Genomic DNA, 23,174 nt, shown 5'->3' with positions numbered 1-23,174 from the left:
TGAGAGGCGCACGTCCGGTTCGGCGGGCGACCTTGAGAAACGTGCCCGAGGAAACTCGGAAGGCGCGCTCAAGGTCGACCCATCTGCGGCAGACCGCCCAAACAATGCGACGCGCATCATGTCCATCACTGGGCGAATGGTGGCGATACATCGGTCAAGAATGCGGTGCTGCTCTGCCGCCATCACCACACACTCATCCACCAGAGCGAGTGGGAAGTGACAATGGTGCACGGCCTACCGACGTTCTACGCACCCAGCTGGCTCGACCCGGACCAAAAGCCGAGACGCAATCTCGTCAACTCGGTCGCGTGATCGGCCTAATGCCGACCCAGGTAGCGGTGATGACGTGCCCAGCCCACGCAATTGTCGCCGGACGGTCACCTGGGCAGGTAAGCCCTGTGCTGCTTGGAGAATTCGTAGTTGTTGTACTTGTCCCAGTTGATCGACCACGTCATGAGGCCGCGCAGGTTCGGGTAGACGCCCTTCGGCTTGTAACTGCCGCAGTTCGTGCCCTTGGTGAGGCAGTCGAGCGCGGTGTGGACGTCCGCGACGGAGGTGAAGCCGTTGCCCGCGTACTGCGCGGCGGGCAGGCCGATGGCGACCTGGTCCTGGCGCAAGGGCGCGAACACCTTCGACGTGTCACCGCGCACCGGGAACCCGGCGAGCACCATGTCGGTCATCGCCACGTGGAAGTCGGCGCCGCCCATGTTGTGGTACTGGTTGTCCAGGCCCATCACGGGTCCGGAGTTGTAGTCCTGCACGTGCAGCAACGTCAGGTCGTTGCGCATCGCCTCGATCACCGGCACGTACGCACCCGTGCGCGCGTCACCGCCGCCCGCGCCGCCGTAGAACTGGTAGCCGACCTGCACGAAGAACGTCTCCGGCGCCATCGTGAGCATGAAGCCGGCGCCATAGCGGGACTTCAGCGACTTCAGTGCCGAGATCAGGTTCACGATCACCGGCGTGGTGGGGTTCTTGAAGTCGACGTCACCGGCGTTGAGCGAGAGCGAGTGGCCCTCGAAGTCGACGTCGAGCCCGTTCAGCCCGTACTTGTCGATGATCGCGCCGACCGACCGCACGAACGCGTCGCGTGCCGCCGTGGTCTCCAGCCGCACCTGGCCGTTCTGGCCGCCGATGGAGATCAGCACCTTCTTGCCCTTGGCCTGCTGGGCGCGGATGCCCGCGATGAAGTCGGCCTCGGACTCGACGTTCGGGCACTCCGCCACCGGGCACTGGGCGAACCGCAGCTCACCGGACGTGGCGCTGGTGGGCTCGGCGAACGCCAGGTCGATGACGTCCCACTCGTCCGGCACGTCCGCCATCCGGAGGTAGCCGGAGCCGTTGGCGAAGCTGGCGTGCAGGTAACCGACGAGCACCTTGCGCGGCAACGATCCCGTGGGAGGCGGCCCCGCGGTGGTGGTGGTCGTGGTCGTGGTGGTAGTCGTCGTCGGGGGCGTTCCACCGGTGCACGCCGCGCCGTTGATCGTGCAGTTCGACGGGTCGGCGGTGCCGGAGGCGTTGTAGCCGAACGTGACGCTGGCGCCGGGCGCGACCGAGCCGTTGTACTCGCGGTTGACGAACGTGTGGTGGTTGCCGCTCCTGGTGAGCAGCGAGTCCCAGTAGGCACCGACGGCGGTGGAGGCCGGGTAGTCGAACTCGACCTTCCAGGAGCTGATGGCCGCGCTGGTCTCGTTCTTGATCGTCACCGTGGCGGTGTACCCGGTGTCCCAGGACTGCTTGGTGAACGTCGCCGTGACACCGGCGGCGTTGGCAGGGGCGAGGCTCACGATCACGGTGCCGAGCACCAGTGCGGCCACCGCGCTTATCCGAGCGAACAACTGCATGGGTTGCTCCGTCCCTAACGTGGCGGCCGGCAGGGGGTTCCCGGGAGAATTGGACTAGACCATCAACCCCGGCGTCAAGGTCCTAGACTGTCCAGTCGTGCCCCACGCTCGTGCCGCCGACGGAACCGCGCTCTTCTACTCGGTCGAGGGCTCGGGACCGCCGCTGTTGCTCATCGCGGGCCAGTCGAACTCGTCCCGCTGGTGGTCACAGGTCGCACCGATGTTCGCCACGCGGTTCACCACGATCGTCACCGACCACCGCGGCACCGGTTCCAGCGACAAGCCCGAAACCCCTTACAGCACCGAACTCTTCGCCTCGGACTGCGTCGCGGTCCTCGACGACGCGGGCATCGGCAAGGCGCACGTCTACGGCACGTCGATGGGCGGCCGGATCGCGCAGTGGATCGCCGCGTCGCACGGTGACCGCGTCGACCGGCTGGTGCTCGGCTGCACCTCCCCCGGCGGGCCGCACGCGATCGAACGCAGCGCCGAGGTGCGCAGGTCGCTGGCTCAGGTCGACCCGATGAAGGCGCGCAGGGCGTTGGAAGAGCTGATGTACACACCGGCGTACAAAGGCCCGTTCAGCACGCTCGGCGACCCGTCGATGCCGCCCTACGCGCGCAAGCTGCACCTGTTCGCGAGCGCGGAGCACGACGCGTGGGACGTGCTGCCGTCGATCACCGCGCCGACGCTCGTGGTGCACGGGACGGACGACATCTTCAACCCCACCGCCAACGCTCCCCTGATCACGTCGAGGATTCCCGGCGCGCGGATGCACCTCGTCGAGGGCGCGCGGCACGGCTACTTCGAGGAGTTCCGCGATACGGCCACCCCGCTCGTGATGGACTTCCTCAGCCCGTGACCCACCGCAGGCCGCGCATCAACGCGTGGCCCGCGAACCGCACCCCGGTGGCCTCGGCGATCGGCAGGTACGGCAGCCGCAGCGGAATCCGCGCCCACACCGGCAGGCTCGCGACCGCCGTGGCGGCCAGGATCGCGTACGGCCCCTTCGCGAGCATCGGCAACGGCGCCTTGAGCAGCAGGAACCGGGCCGCTTCCCGGGCCTCGGGCGTGCTTTTCAGCTCGGCCCGGTAGGAGTCCAGCCGGGCGTCCAGAGCGGCGACCGTGCGCGGCGGGTCCGGCACGCCCATCGCGTCGGCGATCACGGCCATGTCGGCGACGTACCCGTCGTAGTCGTCGAGCGGTTTCTCGCCGTACTTGCGGTGGCAGCGCAGGAAGCTGTCGACCTCGGCCACGTGCACCCAGGCCAGCAGGTGCGGGTCGTCCGCGCGGTACGGCCTGCCGTCCGGCGCCGTGCCGTGGATGAACGAGTGCACCCGCGCAAGCCGTTCAATCGCCTCGTGCGCGTCCTCGACCGAACCGTAGGTGGTCACGCCGACGAACAGGCTCGTGCGCTGCAACCGTCCCCACGGATCGGTGCGGTAGTCGGAGTGCTGCGCGACCGCGGCCATCGCGAGCGGGTGCAACGACTGCAGCAACAACGCCCGCAGCCCGCCGATGAACATGGCGTGATCCGCGTGCACGTGCCGGATCGGCCGGTCGTCGGCGAACAGGCGTGGACCGGGTGCGCCGTGGATCCGCCGCGCGTGCTTCTCGCGCTCCGGACCCGCGACCTTCTCGAACAGACCGTCGCTCAGCTGCCGCCGCAGTGCCTCCAGCATCTCCCCATGATGCGACGCGGCAGCTGAGAACGGCACCCCGCTCGCGCAGGGTGCCGTTCAGCCGGTTCAGCCGATCGCGATCTGGTCCAGATCCGGTGCGCCCGCGGTGTCGTTGCCGAACTTGAGCGTGTTCGGGCCGGCGTTCAACGTCACCGGGAGTTCGGCCACGTACGGCGTGCTGTTGCCGACCCCGTCCAGCTTGAGCTCGACGGGCGCCGCGCCGTTCACCGAGATGAAGTACGAGCGCGGACCGTTCACCGTGAACTGGACGAACAGCCGGTACGCGCCCGCGGCGGGCACCACGACGTTCGGGAAGGTGACCGACGCGTCCGGGCCGCCGCCGATGTTGCGCACCTTCTCCCCGCCCGAGCACGACCCGCAGCCGGTCAGCCCGGTGCTGCCGAACAGGTTCGCCGAGTCCTCCGCCTCCCGCACGAACACGCGGTCGGCGGGCCTGGTCCGCACCGGCACCGCACCCGGCACCTTTCGGTCGGACCCCAGCAACTGGAACGACGCGGTCACCGGGATGCTGACCGAACCCACGTCCTGTCCGGCCGGCGACACCGCGGTCCACACGCCCTCCAGCACCCCGGCCAGCCGCATCGACGCGCGGGTGGCGGGCGAGCCGGTCAGCGTCCACCCGGCGGGCAGCGCCGGCGCCAGCGAGACGTTGTCGATCTGGTCGTCGGCGTCGAGCCGCAGCCGCGCGGTGATCTTCACGGACTGCTGGCCGGGCGCGACCCATTGCACGCCATGGGGTTCGACGGTCAGGGTCGTCTTCGGCGCGTACGTCGACGGGGGCAGGCCACCGACGGAAATCCGGTCCAGGCCGAGCGGTTTGCCCGTGCCGAACACGCGGACGGTGTTGCGGCCCGCGGTCAACGGCACCGCGAGCGACGTCGGGTCCGGCACGTCGGCGCGGTCCTTGGGCACCGCGACCGACACCGGCGCCGCGCCGTTCACCGACACCGAGACCGACGACGCCTCCGCGGCCGTCAACGCCAGCTGCAGGTTGTAGGTCCCTGCTGTCGCAACGGAAACATCGCGGTAGGTCACGGCGTTGCCCTCACCGCCGCCCAGCCCTGTCACCTGACGCTGACCGGAACAGGCCTCGCAGAACGAGCTGCGCGCCGTACCCGACCGTGCCGCGTCCTCGGCCTCCAGCGCGCCCTCCCGCGCCGACCGGGGATAGCTGTGCCCGACCCGGATCTCGTCGATCTGCAGTTGCTTGAAGAAGACGGGTGCCTGCGGCCCGCTCCACGTGTTGACCACGGTCAGCCGGAGCCACCGCGCGTTCGTCGCGCCGACGTCGATGAACTGGGTGCCGCGCGCGGAGGGCAAGGCGCCCGAACGCACGTGCCACCAGTTGCGGCCGTCGTCGGACGCGGTCAGCTGGTAGTCCTTGATCCGCGCCGAGTCCTCCGGACGGCCGAACGACACGCGGGCGTGCGTCGGCGACGACTCGCGCTGGTTGATCGCGAGGAACGAGACCTCCTTGCGGCGCCCCAGGTCCAGCGAGATCGAGACGGGCTGGGCGCCGTTGGCGTCCCAGTACTTCTCGTAGCTGCCGTCGGTGAGGTTCGAGGCGGGGAACCCGTCCTTCGAGGACGTCGCGTACGCCTTCACGCCATCGTAGAGACCTTGCTGCCCACGGGTTTCCACGGTGAACACGGTGTCGTACTCGTCCCAGTTGGCGATGCCTTCGATCGTCAGGTACCCGGCCGACTGGGAGAACCGCATCCGCTCACCGGTGCGCAGGTCGGTGACGCGCGAGACGCGATACCCGTTGTCGCGCAGCCGGACGAAGTCCGCGCGCGGGCGGGTGACCACGTGCACGTACTGCTTGCCGCTGGAAGGGTTGACGGTGATGACGCCGTGCGCGCCGTCGTTCCAGAAGCCGGGCTGCATGCCGCCGTACATGTAGCCGCCGCCCTCGACCCCCTGGATCGACTCGCGGATCGGCGGCACCCACGTGGACATGAAGTTGTTGTAGGCCTCCTGCTGCGCGGGCATCCTGCCGTTGACCATCGGCGTCTCGGCCATCAGCGACTTGATCGAGGAGCCCGCGTTGGTGACGTAGCGGCCGACGTTCAGGCGGGTGTCGACGGCGGAGTCACCGCCGCTGTACCACCAGTCGCCGGTGGTGGGCAGCTTGTAGCAGGCCTCGGTCAGGCGCGGCATCGGCGTGAACGTCGCGGCCGGGTAGTCGTAGGACGGGAACATGCCGGTCTTCTGCTCGTTCGAGACCGTGTCCATGATCGGCGTGTCCTCGTTGTTGTTGCTCAACAACCAGGTGGGCTGCAGCTGCCGGATCTGTTCGTAGAGCTTGTTGCGCTCCCAGTACTCGTTGTCGTTGTCGATCCAGAACCCGGCGAGGTCCTGGTAGTTCTTCATGACCTCGAAGAAGAGGTCGTAGCTGTACTTGCCGAAACCCTCGCGGGTGGTGAGGTCGACCTTCTCGCCCCGGTAGGCGGAGTAGGCGGCCGAGTCGAGCATCTCCACGCCCTGCTCGGCGTGCCACTGCGGGTCGTCGGTCATGTAGAGCATCACCTTGACGCCCTTGGCCTTGCCCGCCGCGACGAGCTCGCCGAGCAGGTCGCGTTGCGTCGCGCAGCTGCCGGGGATCTTCGACGGCCACGGGCGCGCGTAGCCGAGCCGGGAGTGGAACGTCGCCAGCACGACGTAGGAGGCGCCGAGCTTGCGCGCCTCGTCGATCCAGTAGTCGGGGGTCCACCCTCCGCCGGTGACGTCGCGCTCCCACTCGGCGCAGTTCAGGTGCTTCGGGGCGGTGAACATGCCCCAGTGCAGGAACAGGCCGGCGGTGGACTTGCGCAGCCATTCCTGTCTCGGGTGCCGCACCTCGGCCTGCGCGGCGGCAGGCAGGACGACCGTGACCAGGCCAGCGAGCAGCGCGGCCACCACGGCCACACACAAACGTCGTAGTGCCATGACCATCGCTTTTCTCGTCGGGGCGGCGGCGAGAGATCCGATGATTACAACCGGAACTACCCAGGTCAAGCTTTCCTGACGCCTGGGTTACCGGGACTCATCGGAGCTGTTCGGGACGGGCTGCCCGCAGGCCTTCTCGGCTGTCCGGGTGACGCCGCTCCCCCGCTCCGAGATCGCCTCTCCGCGGGCGGCCGAAGCGTGATAACACATGGCCATGATCGAAGCGGACTTCCCGGCGATCTTCCACGACGCTGACGGCATCGCGGTCGCAGGCCAGCGGCTGACCTTCCGGCTGAGCCGGTTGCGGCTGGTCAGCGCGGTGATCGCGGCGTTGGGCGGCGCACTGAGCTGGAAGGTCGGCAAGTTCGACCTCTGGGCCCTGGTGGCCCTCGCGGGTTTCCTGGCGGCGCTGTTCGCGGAGATCATGCTGTGGATCCAGCGCCCGGAGCGCGACTGGACCACGGGCCGCACGATCGCCGAGGACATCAAGTCGCTCGCGTGGCGGTTCACGGTGAGCGGTCACCCGTTCCCGGCGACGATGCCGCTGCCCGAGGCCAGGAAGCTGTTCGGGCGGCGGGTCAACGAGATCGTGGCGCGCGACGGCGTCGAGATCACGTTCCACAGCGTGAGCCGGCAGACGACCCAGCGGATGGCCGAGCTGCGGGCCAGGCCGCTGGAGGAACGCCGGCAGGTCTACCTCGACGAGCGGATCCGCAACCAGCAGGAGTGGTACGCGGCGAGCGCACGCCTGCACCAGGAACGCGCGAACCGGCTGCGAACCCTGCTGCTGGCCGGTGAGCTGATCGCGATCGTCCTGGCGGCGGGCCGCGGGTTCGGCGTGTGGGACGTCGACATCTCCGGCGTGATGGCGGCCATCGTCGCGAGCGGCGCCGCGTGGCTCGGGTTGCGGCAGCACGAGAAGCTGCGCCTCACGTACTCGATCGCGGCCAACAGCCTGGCCTCCGTGGCCGACCAGCTCGCCGACGTCCCCGAGGACGAGTGGGCGAACGCGGTGATGGACGCGGAGGACAACTTCCGCAAGGAGAACAGCACCTGGACGGTGTCCCAGCCGAACGCCGCCTGAGACACCGTTCGCGTCAGGCCAGAGCTTCGACGACTCGGGCGACCATCTCCTTCTCGGACGCGGCCACCTCACCGTCCGCACCGGCCACCGAGCGGACCATCTCCGTCACGGCGCCGCGGAAGACCGGGACCTCACGCGGGTCGTGCGCGTCGATGATCCGCACGGCGTCCTTCAGCGCGGCGAGCACGCCCGCCTCCACATCGGACGCCGACCCCTCGGGCAGCGTGGGCGGCGCGGCGGCGATCACGGCGCGCAGTTCGTCCGGCAGCAGGGTCATGGCCCTGATGCCCGCGTGGCTCTCCTCGTCGACCGAGCCGGGGTCCGCCGTGGACACCAGCACCATGGCACCGAAAACGGCCGTGCGGAGGGTCTTCCCCTCCGCCTCCGTGTACGCAGTCATGGGCGCAAGCCTATGCAACGATCAGTGGCTATGAGTGCGGGTCAGGTGCTCGGCGCCAACATCAGGGCGTTCCGGGAGCAGCGCGGGTTGTCCCTGTCGGAGCTCGCGCGGCGGTCGTCGATCGCGAAGGGCACGCTGTCCCAGCTGGAGAGCGGCGCGGGCAACCCGACGATCGAGACCGTGTTCAGTTTGTCGAACGCTCTGGACGTGCCGGTGTCGGAGCTCGTGACCGAGCGGACGCCACCGGACGTGCTGCTGGTGCGGGCCGCGGACGTCGAGGTGCTCAGCAGCAACGCCGTCGACCTGCGGCTGATGCGGCGGATGGACATCGCGGGCACCGTCCTGGAGATCTACGACCAGCGCATCCGGCCGGGGGCCACCCAGACCAGCGAAGGTCATCCCGGCAAGGAGCACGTGCTGGTCACGAGCGGCCGACTGCGGGTGGGACCGGCCGGGGGGCCCTACGAGCTCGGGCCCGGCGACTACGTGTGCTTCCCCGGCTCGGTCCCGCACCTGTACGAGACGGTCGGAGGTGAGGTCAGCTCGGTGCTGGTGCTGGAGTACCCGAGGCACTAACGTTCATTCTATTGAACGGAGGTGGAGATGCGACCGGACGTCGTGGTCGTGGGAGCGGGCATCATCGGGGCCGCGTGCGCGCAGGCGCTGACCGCGCGCGGGCTCGACGTCGTCGTCCTCGACCGCACCGGACCGGCGTCGGGCACCAGCGCGGCCGGTGAGGGCAACGTCCTGGTCAGCGACAAGGAACCCGGCCCGGAGCTCGAACTGGCCAAGGCGAGCCGCGAGCTGTGGCCCGAGCTGGCCGCAGACAGCGAGTGGGAGGAGAAGGGCGGCCTGGTCGTCGCCACGACCGCCGAGGCGGCCGGCCCGCTCAAGGCGTTCGCGGCGAGGCAGCGCGCGGCGGGCATCGACGCCTGCGAGCTCACCGCGGCCGAAGCCCTGGCCCACGAACCGCACCTCAACCCGGAGATCACCGCCGCGGTCCACTACCTGCAGGACGCGCAGCTCAACCCGGTCAAGGCCACGAGAGCCCTGCTGCGCGGCATCAGGGTCGCCCGCACCGAGGTGTCCACAACGGACGGCCGCTCGGTCACCACGGCCGACGGCGTGATCAGCTGCGGCGCGGTCGTCAACGCCGCCGGTCCGTGGGCACGGCACTTCGGCGTCAACGTGCTGCCCCGGCGCGGTGTCGTCCTGGTGACGACCCCGATCCCCGGCACGATCCGGCACAAGGTCTACGACGCGGACTACGTCGGCGCGGTCGCGAGCGACGACGCCGACCTGCAGACGTCCGGCGTCGTCGAGTCGACCCAGGCCGGCACGGTGCTGATCGGGTCGAGCCGGCAGCGCAAGGGCTTCGACGACACGATCGAGAGCGAGGTGCTGAAAGCGTTGGCGCGCAAAGCGATCGCGCTCTTCCCGATGCTGGCCCAGGTACCCGTGATGCGCGCGTACGGCGGCTTCCGCCCGTACGCGCCGGACCACCTGCCGATCATCGGTGCGGACCCGCGCACCCCCGGACTCTGGCACGCCACCGGTCACGAGGGCGCGGGCGTCGGCCTGGCTCCCGCCACCGGGCGCCTGCTCGCCGAACTGCTCACCGGCGCCACCCCGCACGTCGACCCCCATCCGTTCCGCGTCGACCGGCCGGAGGTGATGCTGTGAAGGTCACGTTCAACGGCCGGCAGCGCGAGGTCGCGCACGTCGCGGAGTTGTTGCCGGGACGGTTCTTCTGCGGCATCGGCGTCTGCTTCGGCTGCGTCGCGGAGATCAACGGCGTGCCCGAGGTCCGCGCGTGCCGCCACCAGCTGCGCGACGGCGACGTGATCAGGACCGAAGAACGAGCACAGCCATGAGGGTCGTGGTCGTGGGTGCGGGACCGGCCGGGATGGCCGCCGCCAGGACCGCCGCCGACGCGGGCGCGCGGGTGACGATGGTCGACGCCGAACCGGACGCGGGCGGCCAGTACCTGCGCGGGCGCGCGAAGTTCAGCCACGCCGGGATCACGCACCTGAAGAACACCGAGGCCTGGCTCGTCGAGAACCAGACCCTCCACCTGCGGGGACCACGACAGCTCGGCTTCGACGCGCTGGTCATCGCGACCGGCGCCTACGACCGCGCACTGCCGTTCCCCGGCTGGGACGGCCCCGGCGTGATCACCGCGGGTGCCGCCCAGGCGCTCGCCAAGCAGGGCGTCACCCTCGCCGAACGCGTGATCGTCACGGGCACCGGCCCGTTCCTGCTGCCCGTCGCGACGGCCCTGCGGGACCTCGGCGCCACCCTCGTCGGCGTCTACGAGGCGAACTCCCCCCTCGCCTGGACCCGCGAGGCGAGGGCCGTGCTGGCCAACCGCCACAAGCTCGGCGAGCTCGCGAGCTACCGCAAAGCCCTGACACACCTGGAGACCCGCACCGCGGTCATCGCCAAGCACGGCGACCGGGTCACGGTCGCGAAGCTCGACCGCCACTGGCGCCCGGTCAGCCACCGCACCGAGCACGCCGACCTGGTCTGCGCCGGGTACGGCTTCCTCCCCCGCACCGACCTCGTGCCGAACGCCAAGCGCACCAACGACTTCCTCGACGTCGACGAACGCCAGCAGACGTCGGTCCCCGGCGTCTACGCGGCCGGCGAGGTGACCGGCATCGGCGGCGCGGACCTGGCCGAGGCCGAGGGGGTCGTCGCCGGAGCCGCCGCGGCGGGCCGCGAACCGCCGCCGGAAGCCGTGCGGGCCGTCCGCCGGGGCCGCCTGTTCGCGCAGGCCCTGGCCAGGGCGCACGCGATCGGGCCGGGCTGGCGGACGTGGCTGAACCCGGACACGACGGTCTGCCGGTGCGAGAAGGTCAGCCTGGCCGACCTCACCGACGCCACCGGCCTGCGCGAGCTCAAGCTCACCAGCCGCGTCGCGATGGGCCGCTGCCAGGGCCGCGTCTGCGCCCGCAACGCGGCCGAGCTGACCGGCGTCCCGTTCGACGGCCAGCGCCGCGTGATCGCGGTCCCGATCCCCCTCGGCGAACTCGCCGCCCTCCCGGAGGAGAAGCAGTCATGACCGAACGCCTGGACGGCGTCATCGTCGCCACCGCACTTCCCTACGCCGAAGACCCGAAAGCCCCGGCGGGACTGCGCCCGGACCTGGACAAGCTCGCCGAGCACTGCCAGTGGGTCGTCGAGAACGGCTGCCGCGGCGTCGGCCCCAACGGCTCGCTCGGCGAGTACTCCTCGCTGACCGACGCGGAACGCAGGCAGGTCGCCCAGACCGCCATCGCCGCGGTGAAAGGTCGCGGTATTGCGGTCATCGGCGTGCACGGCGTCGGCGCGCACCAGGCCCGTCACTGGGCCGACCTGGCGGCCGAGGACGGCGCGGACGGCGTGCTCTGCCTGCCGCCCACCATGTACCGGGCGAACCGCGGCGAGGTCGTGCACCACTTCCGCGAGGTCGCCAAGGCCGGACTGCCGATCATGGTCTACAACAACCCGATCGACACCAAGGTCGACCTCACCCCCGATCTGATCGCCGAGCTGGGCCAGATCGAGCACGTGGTGGCGGTGAAGGAGTTCTCCGGCGACGTCCGCCGCGTGCTGGAGATCAAGGCCGCCGCCCCGCACCTCACCGTCGTCGCGGGCGCCGACGACGTCGTGCTGGAAAGCCTGCTGATGGGCGCCACGGGCTGGTTCGCGGGCTACCCCAACGTGTTCCCGGCCGAGTGCACCGAGCTGTTCGAACTGGCGTTGCTGGGCAAGCTCGCCGAGGCACGCGCGCTGTACGAACGGCTCGTACCCGCGTTCCGCTGGGACTCGCGCACCGAGTTCGTGCAGGCCATCAAACACTCCATGGACTTCGTGGGCCGCTACGGCGGTCCGTGCCGGCCGCCGCGCGGGCCGCTCAGCCCCGAGCAGCGCGCCCAGGTCGACGCCGACATGAAGCTGGCTACCAAGAAATTGGACACGGTATGAGGTTCGCCAGGTACTTCAGCGCGGTCGACTCGCACACCGAGGGCATGCCGACGCGGGTGATCACCGGTGGTGTCGGCGTGATCCCCGGCGAGACCATGGCCGACAAGCGGCTGAACTTCGTCAAGAACCACGACCACATCCGCAAGCTGCTCGTCAACGAACCACGCGGCCACGCGGCGATGAGCGGCGCGATCCTGCAGCCGCCGACCCGCCCGGACGCGGACTGGGGCGTGCTCTACATCGAGGTGTCGGGCTGTCTGCCGATGTGCGGGCACGGCACCATCGGCGTGGCGACGGTCCTGGTGGAGACCGGCATGGTCGAGGTGACCGAGCCCGTCACGACGGTCCGGCTCGACACCCCGGCCGGGCTCGTGCTGGCCGACTACGACACCCGTACGAAGCTCGTGACGATCCGCAACGTCCCGGCGTACGCCCACGAGCTGGACGCGCTGGTCGACGTGCCGGGACTGGGCGAGGTCCGCTACGACATGGCGTACGGCGGCAACTTCTACGCCATCCTGCCGCTGGCCGATCTCGGCATTCCCTTCGACAGAGCGGAAAAGGACCGCGTCCTGGCCGCCGGTCTGGCCATCATGGACCGGATCAACGCGACGAACCGCCCGGTGCACCCCGTGGACACGGCGATCAGCGGCTGCAAGCACGTCCAGTTCACCGCGCCCGGCCTCGACGGCGCGCACTCGCGCAACGCGATGGCGATCCACCCCGGCTGGTTCGACCGTTCCCCCTGCGGCACAGGCACCTGCGCCCGGATGGCCCAGCTGCACGCGCGCGGTGAGCTCGGCATCGGCGCGGACTTCGTCAACGAGTCGTTCATCGGCACCAGGTTCATCGGCCGGTTGCTCGAAGAGGTCCCGCTCGGTGACCGAACGGCGGTGCTGCCCACTGTGGCCGGTCGGGCGTGGATCACCGGGATGGGCCAGTACCTCCTCGACGCCACCGATCCGTTCCCGGAGGGGTTCTCGCTGTAGTCGTTACGCTCGGTGCCGTGACCACGCCCAGTCTGGAAGCGCTGCTGCGCATCGGACCGTTCCACTCGGCACTGCGCGCGGCCATCCGCCGCCGCGGCCTCACCCTGGAACGGCTGCGGCTGCGGCTGGCGCAGCAGGACGTGGCGGTGGCGCTGTCGACGTTGAGCGACTGGCAGCAGGGCAGGGTGCGGCCGATCTCCCCGAAGTCGCTGCGCGCGGTCTCGGTGCTGGAGGAGCTGCTGGAGGTGCCGTCCCGGTCGCTGCTGCGCCTGCTGGAGCACTCCGGCCCGAGCGGCTGGCCGGACGTCGTCCCCGGCATGATGCCCGGCTTCAACACCTACGACCTGGAGATCGTCTCCCGCCACGACCGGGTTTTCGTCAACGCCGAACGACACGCGTCCCGCGTTCACGTGCAGGTGGTCGGCCGTGCGCGCAAGGACGGCGTCGACCGCTTCTACGCCCACTACTACTGCGACGACTCGGTGCGCACGTCTGAAGTCGTGCACGAGCCCGTCCGCAACTGCCGGGCCGGCCGGTCCTCGCGCAACGAGGCCGAGCACGTGACCGTCGAGGAGCTGCTCTTCGACCGTTCGCTGACGGCGGGCGAGACGTGGGTGTTCGAGTTCGCCGTCCACGACCCGACGCGGCTCGACAGCTTCGAGTACGCGCACGGCGTGCGGTGCTTCATGGCGCAGAGCCTGATCGAGGTGCACTTCGACCCGGCCGCGCTCCCCCTCGACCCGCACGTCTACCTCCAGGACTGGCAGGAGTCCGAGCCGCACCGGACGATCGACCTCGCGCTGGACCACACGAACTCGGTGCACCACTTCGAGACCGACGTGTCGGTGAACTGGGTCGGCATCCGCTGGAAGTGGGCCTGAAAGCTCCCCAAATCGCGTGACGGCGATTAGCGTGCGCTCGTGCAGTTGCCGTGGAGAGCCGCGCCCAGGGCAGCCCTGTCGAGTCCGCTGGGCGCCTGGCTGGCGTTGCGCGGTGCCCGAACCGCGCGGATCGGAGAACTGCTCAGGTGATCCGCGCTTGTGGCGTCGGGGTGTCCTACGGCCAGGTGCGCGCCGTCTCGGACGTGTCGCTGACGATCGCCCCCGGCCTCACCGTGCTGTCGGGCCCGTCCGGCTCGGGCAAGTCGACGCTGCTGCGAGTCCTCTCCCTGGTCGAACGCCCGTCGGTGGGCGAGGTCTTCGTGCACGACCGCCCGACCTCGGCGTTGTCGTGGTCCGAGCTGCGCGCGTTGCGGCGCAAGGAGATCGCGGTCGTCTTCCAGAACCCGACCGACAACCTGATCTCACACCTGACCGTGGGCGAGAACCTCCGCGCCGCCGGTGCCGCGGACCTGACCCTGCTGGACCGGCTGGGCCTGGGAGAGTCCGCGACCTGGCGGATCGGAGCCTTGTCCGGCGGCCGGCAGCAACGCCTGGCTTTCGGCTGCGCGCTGGCACGCGGCGCTTCCGTCGTGGTCGCCGACGAGCCGACCTCGCAGCTCGACACGCGGTCCGCCGACCTGGTGCTGGAAACGCTGGCGTCGCTGCCCGTACCCGCCGTGGTGGCCTCGCACGACCCGCGTTTGATCGCGTTGGCGGACCTGTGCGTGCCGCTGGCGGCGTCGTGATCCGCGCGGCTTGCGTCATCGTCGCGAAGCAGCCCTAAACGCAACCACAAGCCGAAGACTCAGACCGCAGGCGGCCGGTCCTCGTACGGCGTGGACAGCACCACGGTCGTCCGCGTCGACACGTTGGCCGACTCCCGGATCTTCTGCAGCAGTTCCTCCAGCGCCGTGGGCGACGCGACCCGCACGCGCAGCACGTACGAGGCGTCGCCCGCCACCGAGTAGCAGGCCTCGATCTCCGGCAGGTGCTCCAGCCGCTTCGGGTAGTCGTCGGGCTCGGCCGGGTTGATCGGGAAGAGCGAGATGAAGGCGGACATGGGCAGGCCGATCTCCGCGCCGTCCAGGCGCGCGGCGTAGCCCTTGACGATGCCGCGCTGTTCCAGGCGTTTCACGCGCTGGTGCACCGCCGACACGGACAGGCCGACGCGTTCGGCGAGGTCGGTGAAGCTGCACCGGCCGTCCGAGGCGAGTTCCTTCAGGATCGCTCTGTCGATCTGCTCGAGGGTCAAAGCACCACCAGCTCGTGAGGTCGGTTGTTGAAGGACTCGACGCCGTCGGCGGTGGCCACGACGATGTCCTCGATGCGCGCGCCCCAGCGGCCGGGCAGGTAGATGCCGGGTTCGACGCTGAACGCCATGCCGGGTTCGAGCGGCAGGGCGTTGCCGCTCACGATGTAGGGCTCCTCGTGCACGTCGAGGCCGATGCCGTGGCCGGTGCGGTGCACGAAGTACTCGCCGAAGCCCGCGTCGGCGATCACGGAACGGGCGGCGGCGTCGACCTCTTCGCAGGTGACACCGGGCTTCACGGCGTCGACGGCGGCCTGTTGCGCGGCCTGCAGGACGGCGTAGGTGTCCCGGACGTCGTCGTACGACGGCTCGCCCATCACGTAGGTGCGGGTCGAGTCGGAGTTGTAGCCCTCGGCGACCGGGCCGCCGATGTCGATGACGACGACGTCACCGGCCTCGACCACGCGGTCGGAGTCGCGGTGGTGCGGGGAGGCGCCGTTGGGGCCGGAACCGACGATCACGAAGTCGGCGACGGTGTGGCCTTCCTCGACGATCGCCGCGGCGACGTCCTTCGCGACCTCGCGTTCGGTGCGGCCGACGCGCAGGAACTCGCCCATGCGCGCGTGCACCCGGTCGATCGCGGCACCGGCCTTGCGCAGGGCGGCGATCTCGCTCGCGTCCTTGCGCATGCGCAGCTCGCGGATGATCGGCCCGGCCAGGGTCTGCTCGCCGCCGATGGCGTTGCCGAGCTTGATGGTGTGCAGGGCGGGCATCATGTCCGCCACGGCGACGCGCGAGCCCTTCAGCGCGGCCTTGACCAGCGCGTACGGGTCTTCGCCGTCGACCCACGTGACGACCTGCACGCCCAGCTCGTCGGTCGGGATGGCGGCGTAGCCGGGCTGTTCCAGCTTCGGCACGACCAGTGTCGGGGTGCCGCCGACGGGCAGCGCGAGGCAGGTGAGGCGTTCGAAGGAGTCGCCACCGGCACCGATCAGGTACCGCAGGTCCGAACCGGGCGAGATGAGGAGGGCGTCGACGCCCGCCTGCTCGGCCGCGGCGGAAGCACGGTCAAGCCGCGCACGCAGCGCGGACACGTCGATGGGGCCGGTGATCGTTGCCATGCGCCTGAGCCTAGTAGCTTGTCCAACCGTGAGCTCTCCCCTGGTGCTGCTCGACTCCGCGAGCCTCTACTTCCGGTCGTACTACGCGCTGCCGGACTCGATGACCGCGCCCGACGGCACGCCGGTGAACGCCGTGCGCGGGTTCGTCGACACGATCGCCCGCGTCATCACCGACCGCGGCGCCGCACGGCTGGTCGCCTGCCTCGACGCCGACTGGCGCCCGGAGTTCCGGGTGAAGGCGCTGCCGTCCTACAAGGCGCACCGGGTCGCCGAGGACGCGGTGGACGGCGAGGAGGAGGTCCCGGACACCCTCACGCCGCAGATCCCGATCATCCTCGACGTGCTCGACGCGGCCGGCATCTGCACCGGCGAGGCGGCGGGTTACGAGGCCGACGACGTCATCGGCGCGCTCGCCCACCGCGAGCAGAAGTCCCCCGTCGAGGTGGTCACGGGCGACCGCGACATGTTCCAGGTCGTGCGCTTCGAGCCCACGCCCGTGCACGTCGTGTACGTCGGCCGCGGCTGGAACAAGGCGGAGGTCCTCGGCCCCGAGGAGCTCGCCGCGAAGTACGCGCTGCCGGTCGAGAACGCCGGTTCCGCCTACGCCGACATGGCCGTGCTGCGCGGTGACCCGTCCGACGGCCTGCCGGGTGTCGCGGGCATCGGCGAGAAGACCGCCGCGAAGCTCATCACCGAGTTCGGCTCGCTGGAGGAGCTGCTCAAGGCCGTCACCGACCCGATGGACCGCAAGCTCACCACCAAGGCCCGCAACGCGCTCATCGCGGCAGAGGAGTACCTGGCGGCCGCACCCACCGTCGTCCGCACGGCCCTGGACGCGCCCGTGGTCCTGGACCGCGACGACGAGGTGCCGCGGGTGCCCGCCGACCCCGAGCGGCTGCGCGAGCTCACGCAGCGCTGGGGCCTGGGCAGCTCGGTGCCGCGCCTGGTCAACGCGATGGAACGGCGCCCCTAGAAGAACGTGCCGCAGTACGGCTTGCGGTCCACGGCGAACAACGCGTCAGCGTCGGCCAGACGGGTCCCTTCGATCCGTTTGGCCGCCGCGAGCTGCGAGAACGTGGTGTCACCGAAGTAGACGGCACCGAGCAGGTCGACCGGGATCACGAGATCGGCCGGTGCCTCGACCCGCTCCGCACCGTCCGGCGACACCCGGTAGCGGCCGTCGTTGGCGGGCAGCAGCCGATCCCGCACCTCGATGACGACCGGCTCGGCGGTGCCGTAGGTGCGGGCGGACAGCATGCGCGGCACGTCGGCCAGCCGCAGCCAGATCTCGTCGAACACGTCCTTGGTGCGGACGACCCGCGGGTCCTCGAACAGCCAGGTCAGCGGGTCGTCGAGCGCCACGTCGTGCTCGATCGTGTGCACGAGGTCCAGCCGTGACGCGTAGATCCACAGGTCGCGCCACGCGTCCTCGCCCGCCCACACGAAGTCCTGAATGGACATCCGGTACCGGTTGTCCTTCACCTCGGACACCTTGTAGGTCAGGAAACCGTCGTCACCATCAGGTCCACTGTGGACGACCGTGGCCGAGGAATCGGCGCCGCCCCTGCGGTCGCGCGCCCGCGTCCACCAGCCGGGCCACCTGCCGATCTGACCGGGCCGCCTCAGCCCGATCGTCTCGTGCAGCTCCGGCAGCAGCTTGTCGGCGGCCTCGGCGTCGATCATCCGCACCCGGCCGGTCATCCCGCCGGGGATCACGGCCCGCTCGGCGTCGATCTCGACGGACCGCCACCGCCCTGCCAGGCCGTAGCCGAAACGGCCGTAGATGCGCCCCTCGGAGGCGCGCAACGACGCCACCGGATCCGGCAGCGTCGAGAGTTGTTCGCGCATCAGGGCGGTCAGCACGCCCCGGCGCGTGCGGTCAGCGCGCACACCCACGCGCGAGATGGCAGCGTGCGGCACAACTGCGCCACCAGGCACCACAAGAGAGGAGGCGTAGGACTGGGTCGTCCCGATCATCTCGTCGCCGTCGAACGCCGCGAGCACCCGGTCTGGCCCGTAGGAGGGACGGATGACGTCCCACTGCTCGTCGGTCGGCGGTCCCCAGTGCATCGCGCGGCGGAAGACCGTGGCATGGGCACGGAACTGCGCTTCGTCGCTGAGGACGCGGATCTCGGTCACGCCTGCGATCGTGGCTCACCACGATCGCGGGCGCACCCGGGTTTTCGCTCAGCCCGTGGGCTGGCCGACCTCGTACTCGCCGTCCTCGGTCTTGACGACGATCTTGACCTTCTTGTCCTTGCCGCCGACCTGGACCTTGCACTCGAAGGAGGTGTTGGGCTTGACCTCGTTCTCACCCGTGCAGGTCGCGGCGCCGACGTCGGAGATCTTGTACTCGTCCTTGAGGATCTGGACGATGCCGTTCTGCACGGCGGTGTTGTCGAAGATCTTCTTCTTGAAGAACGCCGGCGACACGAACCCGGTGAACAGCACGCCGCCGACGAGCAGCACCACGACGACCGCGGCGACCCAGATGGCCGCGTTCGACTTCTTCTTCGGCGGGACCGGCTGGCCGTAGCCGCCGGGCTGCTGGCCGTACGGGTTGGGCTGGCCGGGGTACTGCTGCGTCTGCTGGCCGTAGGGGTCGCCCGGCACCGGCGTGCCGTACGGGTTCGACTGCGGCTGCTGGGGAACGCCGTACTGCTGCGTCTGCTGCTGTGACGGATCGAAACCGGGGTACGGCTGCTGCTGCGGCGGCCCGGGCTGGGGCTGCGGCGGGCCGTAGGGGTTCTGAGCCGGGAAGCCGCCGGACGGTGTGCCGGGAGGGAAACCGCCACCGTAGGGCTGCTGCGGCTGCTGCGGCTGGCCCCAGGGCTGCTGCGGATCGTTCCCTCCGGACGGTCCGTACGGGCTGCTCATCTGTCGACCTCCGTGTGTACGACGTTGCGGCGCGATCCAACCACACCGCTGACGTCAGTCTTTACTCCGACTCGCAAAACCTTCGTCAGGCGCACGTCACATCATCGCCACAACTCCGCGCCGCAGCGCGTCCACGGCTTTGGCCGCCGCGGCGCCGACGGCGTCGTCTCGTCCGACCACATCACGGATCTGGTCCAAAAGGTCGATCACCTGACGGCACCAACGGACGAAGTCGCCCGCGCCGAGCTCGTTGCCGCCCGCCTCGGCCGCGCTGAGCACCTTCTCCAGCGACTCGCCGCGCGCCCAGCGGAACACCGGCCACGCGAAGCCCGGATCGGGCTGCCGAGTGATGCGCTCCAGCTTGTGGCGGCGCTCGTCGTCCTCGATCTCCGCCCACAGCCGCACGGTCCCCAGCATCGCGTCCGACACCGGCCCCTGCGGCAACCGCGCCTCGACCGGACCGTCCCGGCGCGCCTCGTACACCAGCGACGACACGACGGCGGCGAGCTCCTCCGGCTTGAGGCCCTTCCACACGCCGTGCCGCAGGCACTCGGCGGCCAGCAGGTCGGACTCGCTGTAGAGCCTCGTCAGCCGCTTGCCGTCCTGGGTGACCTCGTCGGCCTCGGACAGGTAGCCGCGCTCGCGCAGCAACGCCCGGATGCGGTCGAACTGGCGCGCCAGCGAGTGCGTGGTCGCGGCGACCTTGCGCTCCAGCTGTTCGGTCTCGGCGAGCAGCCGGTGGTACCGCTCGCCCCACCGCGCGTGGTCCTCGCGCTGGTCGCAGCCGTGGCACGGGTGCGCGCGCAGGGCACGCCGCAGCGTCGCGAGCTCGGGGTCGTCGTCCGCCGTGGTCTTCTTGCGGCCACGCGACGGAACGGCGATGCCGGTGTTGCGGATCGTCGACGCGAGGTCGCGCCGCGACTTGGGCGACCGCACGTCGACCTGTCGCGGCAGCCGGATGTGCCCCAGCACCTCGACCGGCGCCGGGAAGTCGGCGCTCGTGAGCCGCCCGGACCAGCGGTCCTCGGTGACGACCAGCGGCCGTGCCTCGCCCAGCGGCTCGATGCCGGGGTCGATCACGACCGCGAGCCCGCTGCGCCGCCCGGACGGCACCGCGATCACGTCGCCCTTGCGCAGCTTCTCCAGCGACTTGGCCGTCTCGATGCGCCGCGCGTTCGTGTTCTGCTTGGCGAGCTGCTTCTCCCGGTCCGCGACCCTGCGGCGCAGACCCGCGTACTCCGCGAAGTCGCCGAGGTGGCACGTCATCGACTCGGCGTAGCCGGCCAGCGCCTCCTTGTTCCGCTCGATCCGCCGCGCGAGCCCGACCACCGACCGGTCGGCCTGGAACTGCGCGAACGACTGCTCCAGGATCTCGCGCGCGGCCGCCGCTCCCAGCTGGTGCACCAGGTTGACGGCCATGTTGTAGCCGGGCCGGAACGACGAGCGCAGCGGGTACGTGCGCGTGGAAGCGAGCCCGCCGACCGCCTTGGGGTCGATCCCGGGCTGCCAGACGACGACCGCGTGCCCTTCGACGTCGATACCCCGCCGCCCCGCACGCCCCGTGAGCTGCGTGTACTCGCCGGGCGTGAGATCGACGTGCGCCTCACCGTTGTACTTGACGAGCTTCTCCAGCACGACCGTCCGCGCCGGCATGTTGATGCCCAGCGCGAGCGTCTCGGTCGCGAACACGACCTTGACCAGCCCGCGGACGAACAGCTCCTCGACCGTCTCCTTGAACGCGGGCAGCAGCCCGGCGTGGTGCGACGCGATGCCGCGCTCCAGCGCCTCCCGCCACTCCCAGAACCCGAGCACCATCAGGTCGGCCTCGGGCAGGTCCCGCGTCTTCTCGTCGATGATCCGCCGAACCTGCTCGGTCTCCTCCGGCGTGTTGAGCCGCAGCCCGGCCCGCGCGGTCTGCGCGACCGCCGCGTCACACCCGGCCCGGCTGAACACGAACACGATCGCGGGCAACAGGCTGGCGTTGTCCAGCCGCTGGATCATGTCGATGCGCGACGGCGGTTTGAACCCGGAGTTGCGCGACGGCCTGCCGGTGCCACCGCGGTTGCGGCCACGGCTGAACGGCACGTGGTAGCGCGCCAGCTCCTCGGTCTTGCGCAGCACCTGGGCGTTGATCCGCGCGTGCGTCTCGTCGCCCTCGAACAGGTCGAGCATCTGGTTGCCCACCAACATGTGCTGCCACAGCGGCACGGGCCGGTGCTCGTCCACCACCACGCTCGTGTCGCCGCGCACCGCCACCAGCCACTCACCGAACTCCTCGGCGTTGCTGACCGTCGCGGACAGACCGACCACCTGCACGTGCTCCGGCAGGTGCAGGATGACCTCTTCCCACACGGGACCGCGGAACCTGTCCGCCAGGTAGTGCACCTCGTCCATGACGACGTACGCGAGTCCGTCCAGAGTGGACGACCCGGAGTACAGCATGTTCCGCAGCACCTCGGTGGTCATGACGACCACGGGCGCCCCGCCGTTGACACTCGTGTCGCCGGTCAGCAACCCGATGCTCTCCGCCCCGTACCGCGCGGTGAGATCGGCGAACTTCTGGTTGCTGAGCGCCTTGATCGGCGTCGTGTAGAAGCACTTGCGGCCCTCGCTGAGCGCGAGGTGCACGGCGAACTCGCCCACCACCGTCTTGCCGGCACCGGTGGGGGCGCAGACGAGCACGCCATGACCGTCCTCCAGGGCCTCGCAGGCCTGGCGCTGGAACGGGTCCAGCTCGAACGAGATGACGGAGCCGAAGTCGGTCAGCTTGGGCCGCTGGGCGTTGCGCCGGGAGTGGGCGTAGGCCTCGGCCGGGGACCGCGAAGCACGTGACACCCCTTCAGGCTTTCACATCACACCGACAAACGCCGCCGAGATAGATTAACTTCAGACAACACTGAAGCTATCGAGGAGACTGCGCTGGCCGCGCGGGTGGATGACGGGGCTTGGTTGCGTCATCGACGCTTCGCGACGACCGCGATCGGAGCTTGACTTCGGGGCCCTTGCGAGGCGCTGGTCGGCCTTGAAATGCCGGGCTGCGCCGACCGGGCACGTCACGTCATACCGCCTACCGGGTCGGTATCAGGCCTTTTCGGGCTCGGCTTCGCCTTCGCGTGAGGGGTTCGCGCGGGCGGTTCACACTTTCGTGTACGGCTTTACCTGCATTTATGTCGTGATCTTGCGGTAGATTAGAACACGTGATCGAACCTGACCTTCCACTCCTTTCTACCGGCGAGGTGCTGAGCCACCTCGTCGATGAGGTGGCGGATCTTCAGGCTCGTCAGTATGCGGTGATGCGCAAGGTCGCCGAGTTGAATCGGCGTGGCGCCGCCAGCGAGCTTGGCTATAAGGATTTGGCTCAGCTGTTGCAGCACGCGGTCCGCTGGAGCCGGAATACCGCCAAGCAGTGGGTGGCCAATGCCGCGCTGCTCGGATCGGGGATCACGCCGACCGGCAGCGAGATCGCCCCGGAACTACCCGTGACCGCGTCGGCGGCGGCCGAGGGTGTGCTGTCGATGGAGCATGTCGCGCTGGTGGCCGAGGTGATGAAGGATCTGCCCGCCGAGTACGAGCAGACCGTGGTCGACCTCGCGCGCGAACATGACCCGGTGGCATTGCGGACGCTGGGCCGCAAGCTGGTCTACGCGCTCCTTCAGAACGACCCGGAACCACGCGACCGCGAACCCGAGCGGCAGGTCAACCAGCACGTGATGCGCTGGAAGGACGATTGCCTGGAGATCCGGGCGAAGCTGGACAAGGTCACCGGCGCCAAGTACGAGGCCCTGCTCGACCCGCTGGCCAAGCCCCGCCCCACCACGGCCGAGGAAGGCCCCGACCCGCGCTCGCGGGCCGAACGTGAAGGCGATGCGCTGGCCGAGCTGGTGGACCTCATGCTGCGCGCCGACCAGCTTCCCGAGCACGGTGGCGAGCCGGTCACGCTCACGGTGACGATGCGCTACGACGACCTGGCCGGGCAGCTCGGCGAAGGCATGCTGGACAACGGCGAGCGTGTTCCGGTCGAGCAGGTGCGTCAGCTGGCCTGCGATGCGGGGATCATCCCGCTGGTGCTGGGGGAGCGGTCGCAGCCGATGGACATCGGCCGCAAGACCCGCAGCTTCCCCGCCGGAAT

The 23,174-nt window shown here is 70.0% G+C and carries 22 protein-coding genes; 13 read left to right on the top strand and 9 right to left on the bottom strand.

What is annotated here, in order from left to right; genetic code table 11:
* Nucleotides 1–81: 81 nt before the first annotated feature.
* The gene (locus tag ABZV40_RS43465) at nucleotides 82–312 is read left to right on the top strand and encodes an HNH endonuclease signature motif containing protein (protein WP_355455644.1); all 231 of its coding nucleotides are present in this window, start codon (nucleotides 82–84) and stop codon (nucleotides 310–312) included.
* 65 nt (nucleotides 313–377) lie between these two features.
* On the opposite strand, the gene ABZV40_RS43460 is transcribed toward ABZV40_RS43465, so the two are convergent.
* Nucleotides 378–1,844, bottom strand: a complete 1,467-nt coding sequence (locus ABZV40_RS43460) for a cellulose binding domain-containing protein (protein ID WP_355455642.1) — start codon at nucleotides 1,842–1,844, stop codon at nucleotides 378–380.
* A gap of 97 nt (nucleotides 1,845–1,941) precedes the next feature.
* On the opposite strand from ABZV40_RS43460, the gene ABZV40_RS43455 reads away from it, so the two are divergent.
* A complete protein-coding gene (locus ABZV40_RS43455; protein ID WP_355455640.1) occupies nucleotides 1,942–2,706 on the top strand; it encodes an alpha/beta fold hydrolase in 765 nt (254 codons plus the stop codon).
* Here the strand turns inward: ABZV40_RS43455 and ABZV40_RS43450 are convergent.
* Nucleotides 2,696–3,526, bottom strand: a complete 831-nt coding sequence (locus tag ABZV40_RS43450) for an oxygenase MpaB family protein (RefSeq protein WP_355455638.1) — start codon at nucleotides 3,524–3,526, stop codon at nucleotides 2,696–2,698. The two genes, ABZV40_RS43455 and ABZV40_RS43450, sit on opposite strands and share 11 nt — an antisense overlap.
* Before the next feature lie 66 nt (nucleotides 3,527–3,592).
* Entirely contained in the window at nucleotides 3,593–6,475 is a 2,883-nt protein-coding gene (locus tag ABZV40_RS43445) for an alpha-L-fucosidase (protein ID WP_355455636.1), read from the bottom strand.
* A gap of 208 nt (nucleotides 6,476–6,683) precedes the next feature.
* On the opposite strand from ABZV40_RS43445, the gene ABZV40_RS43440 reads away from it, so the two are divergent.
* Nucleotides 6,684–7,559, top strand: a complete 876-nt coding sequence (locus ABZV40_RS43440) for a DUF4231 domain-containing protein (protein WP_355455634.1) — start codon at nucleotides 6,684–6,686, stop codon at nucleotides 7,557–7,559.
* A gap of 13 nt (nucleotides 7,560–7,572) precedes the next feature.
* On the opposite strand, the gene ABZV40_RS43435 is transcribed toward ABZV40_RS43440, so the two are convergent.
* Nucleotides 7,573–7,959: a hypothetical protein gene (locus ABZV40_RS43435; protein WP_355455632.1), complete on the bottom strand. Its 387-nt coding sequence runs from the start codon at nucleotides 7,957–7,959 to the stop codon at nucleotides 7,573–7,575.
* 30 nt (nucleotides 7,960–7,989) lie between these two features.
* On the opposite strand from ABZV40_RS43435, the gene ABZV40_RS43430 reads away from it, so the two are divergent.
* The 8 genes from ABZV40_RS43430 (at nucleotide 7,990) to ABZV40_RS43395 (ending at nucleotide 14,544) form a co-directional block, all read left to right on the top strand.
* Nucleotides 7,990–8,535, top strand: coding sequence for an XRE family transcriptional regulator (locus ABZV40_RS43430; protein ID WP_355455630.1), 546 nt, complete (start codon nucleotides 7,990–7,992; stop codon nucleotides 8,533–8,535).
* 27 nt (nucleotides 8,536–8,562) lie between these two features.
* Nucleotides 8,563–9,642 carry an FAD-dependent oxidoreductase gene (locus ABZV40_RS43425; RefSeq protein ID WP_355455628.1) on the top strand — a complete coding sequence of 360 codons (1,080 nt, stop codon included), beginning with the start codon at nucleotides 8,563–8,565 and terminating at the stop codon, nucleotides 9,640–9,642.
* On the top strand, nucleotides 9,639–9,833 hold the full coding sequence (locus ABZV40_RS43420; protein ID WP_355455626.1) for a 2Fe-2S iron-sulfur cluster-binding protein: 195 nt from the start codon (nucleotides 9,639–9,641) through the stop codon (nucleotides 9,831–9,833). Before ABZV40_RS43425 ends, ABZV40_RS43420 begins: the two co-directional genes overlap by 4 nt.
* On the top strand, nucleotides 9,830–11,023 hold the full coding sequence (locus ABZV40_RS43415) for an FAD/NAD(P)-binding oxidoreductase (RefSeq protein ID WP_355455624.1): 1,194 nt from the start codon (nucleotides 9,830–9,832) through the stop codon (nucleotides 11,021–11,023). The genes ABZV40_RS43420 and ABZV40_RS43415 overlap by 4 nt, the downstream gene beginning before the upstream one ends.
* A complete protein-coding gene (locus ABZV40_RS43410; RefSeq protein ID WP_355455622.1) occupies nucleotides 11,020–11,928 on the top strand; it encodes a dihydrodipicolinate synthase family protein in 909 nt (302 codons plus the stop codon). Before ABZV40_RS43415 ends, ABZV40_RS43410 begins: the two co-directional genes overlap by 4 nt.
* A complete protein-coding gene (locus tag ABZV40_RS43405; RefSeq protein WP_355455620.1) occupies nucleotides 11,925–12,917 on the top strand; it encodes a proline racemase family protein in 993 nt (330 codons plus the stop codon). The genes ABZV40_RS43410 and ABZV40_RS43405 overlap by 4 nt, the downstream gene beginning before the upstream one ends.
* Nucleotides 12,918–12,934: 17 nt before the next feature.
* Entirely contained in the window at nucleotides 12,935–13,798 is an 864-nt protein-coding gene (locus ABZV40_RS43400) for a hypothetical protein (RefSeq protein ID WP_355455618.1), read from the top strand.
* A gap of 146 nt (nucleotides 13,799–13,944) precedes the next feature.
* On the top strand, nucleotides 13,945–14,544 hold the full coding sequence (locus ABZV40_RS43395) for an ATP-binding cassette domain-containing protein (protein WP_355455616.1): 600 nt from the start codon (nucleotides 13,945–13,947) through the stop codon (nucleotides 14,542–14,544).
* Nucleotides 14,545–14,603: 59 nt separating this feature from the next.
* On the opposite strand, the gene ABZV40_RS43390 is transcribed toward ABZV40_RS43395, so the two are convergent.
* Together ABZV40_RS43390 and ABZV40_RS43385 are read right to left on the bottom strand one after the other, a co-directional pair.
* Nucleotides 14,604–15,050, bottom strand: a complete 447-nt coding sequence (locus ABZV40_RS43390) for an Lrp/AsnC family transcriptional regulator (protein WP_189255336.1) — start codon at nucleotides 15,048–15,050, stop codon at nucleotides 14,604–14,606.
* A complete protein-coding gene (locus ABZV40_RS43385; protein ID WP_355455614.1) occupies nucleotides 15,047–16,168 on the bottom strand; it encodes a Xaa-Pro peptidase family protein in 1,122 nt (373 codons plus the stop codon). The genes ABZV40_RS43390 and ABZV40_RS43385 overlap by 4 nt, the downstream gene beginning before the upstream one ends.
* 28 nt (nucleotides 16,169–16,196) lie before the next feature.
* Between ABZV40_RS43385 and ABZV40_RS43380 the strand changes: the two genes are divergently transcribed.
* Nucleotides 16,197–17,141, top strand: coding sequence for a 5'-3' exonuclease (locus ABZV40_RS43380; RefSeq protein WP_355455612.1), 945 nt, complete (start codon nucleotides 16,197–16,199; stop codon nucleotides 17,139–17,141).
* Here ABZV40_RS43380 and ABZV40_RS43375 read toward each other — a convergent pair.
* From ABZV40_RS43375 to ABZV40_RS43365, 3 genes are all read right to left on the bottom strand, one after another.
* Complete coding sequence (locus ABZV40_RS43375; RefSeq protein ID WP_355455610.1) at nucleotides 17,138–18,307, bottom strand: GNAT family N-acetyltransferase; 1,170 nt, start codon at nucleotides 18,305–18,307, stop codon at nucleotides 17,138–17,140. The genes ABZV40_RS43380 and ABZV40_RS43375 overlap by 4 nt on opposite strands.
* A gap of 48 nt (nucleotides 18,308–18,355) precedes the next feature.
* Nucleotides 18,356–19,045: a DUF4333 domain-containing protein gene (locus ABZV40_RS43370; RefSeq protein WP_355455608.1), complete on the bottom strand. Its 690-nt coding sequence runs from the start codon at nucleotides 19,043–19,045 to the stop codon at nucleotides 18,356–18,358.
* Nucleotides 19,046–19,141: 96 nt separating this feature from the next.
* Nucleotides 19,142–21,880: a DEAD/DEAH box helicase gene (locus ABZV40_RS43365; protein ID WP_355455606.1), complete on the bottom strand. Its 2,739-nt coding sequence runs from the start codon at nucleotides 21,878–21,880 to the stop codon at nucleotides 19,142–19,144.
* A gap of 362 nt (nucleotides 21,881–22,242) precedes the next feature.
* Between ABZV40_RS43365 and ABZV40_RS43360 the strand changes: the two genes are divergently transcribed.
* Nucleotides 22,243–23,174 (top strand): DUF222 domain-containing protein (locus tag ABZV40_RS43360; RefSeq protein ID WP_355455604.1); only part of this gene is annotated, 932 nt, incomplete at its 3' end.

It is taken from the genome of Lentzea sp. NPDC004782, assembly GCF_040609115.1.
In the GTDB taxonomy this organism is placed as follows: Bacteria; Actinomycetota; Actinomycetes; order Mycobacteriales; family Pseudonocardiaceae; genus Lentzea.
This window is presented reverse-complemented; position numbering and strand designations above follow the sequence as displayed.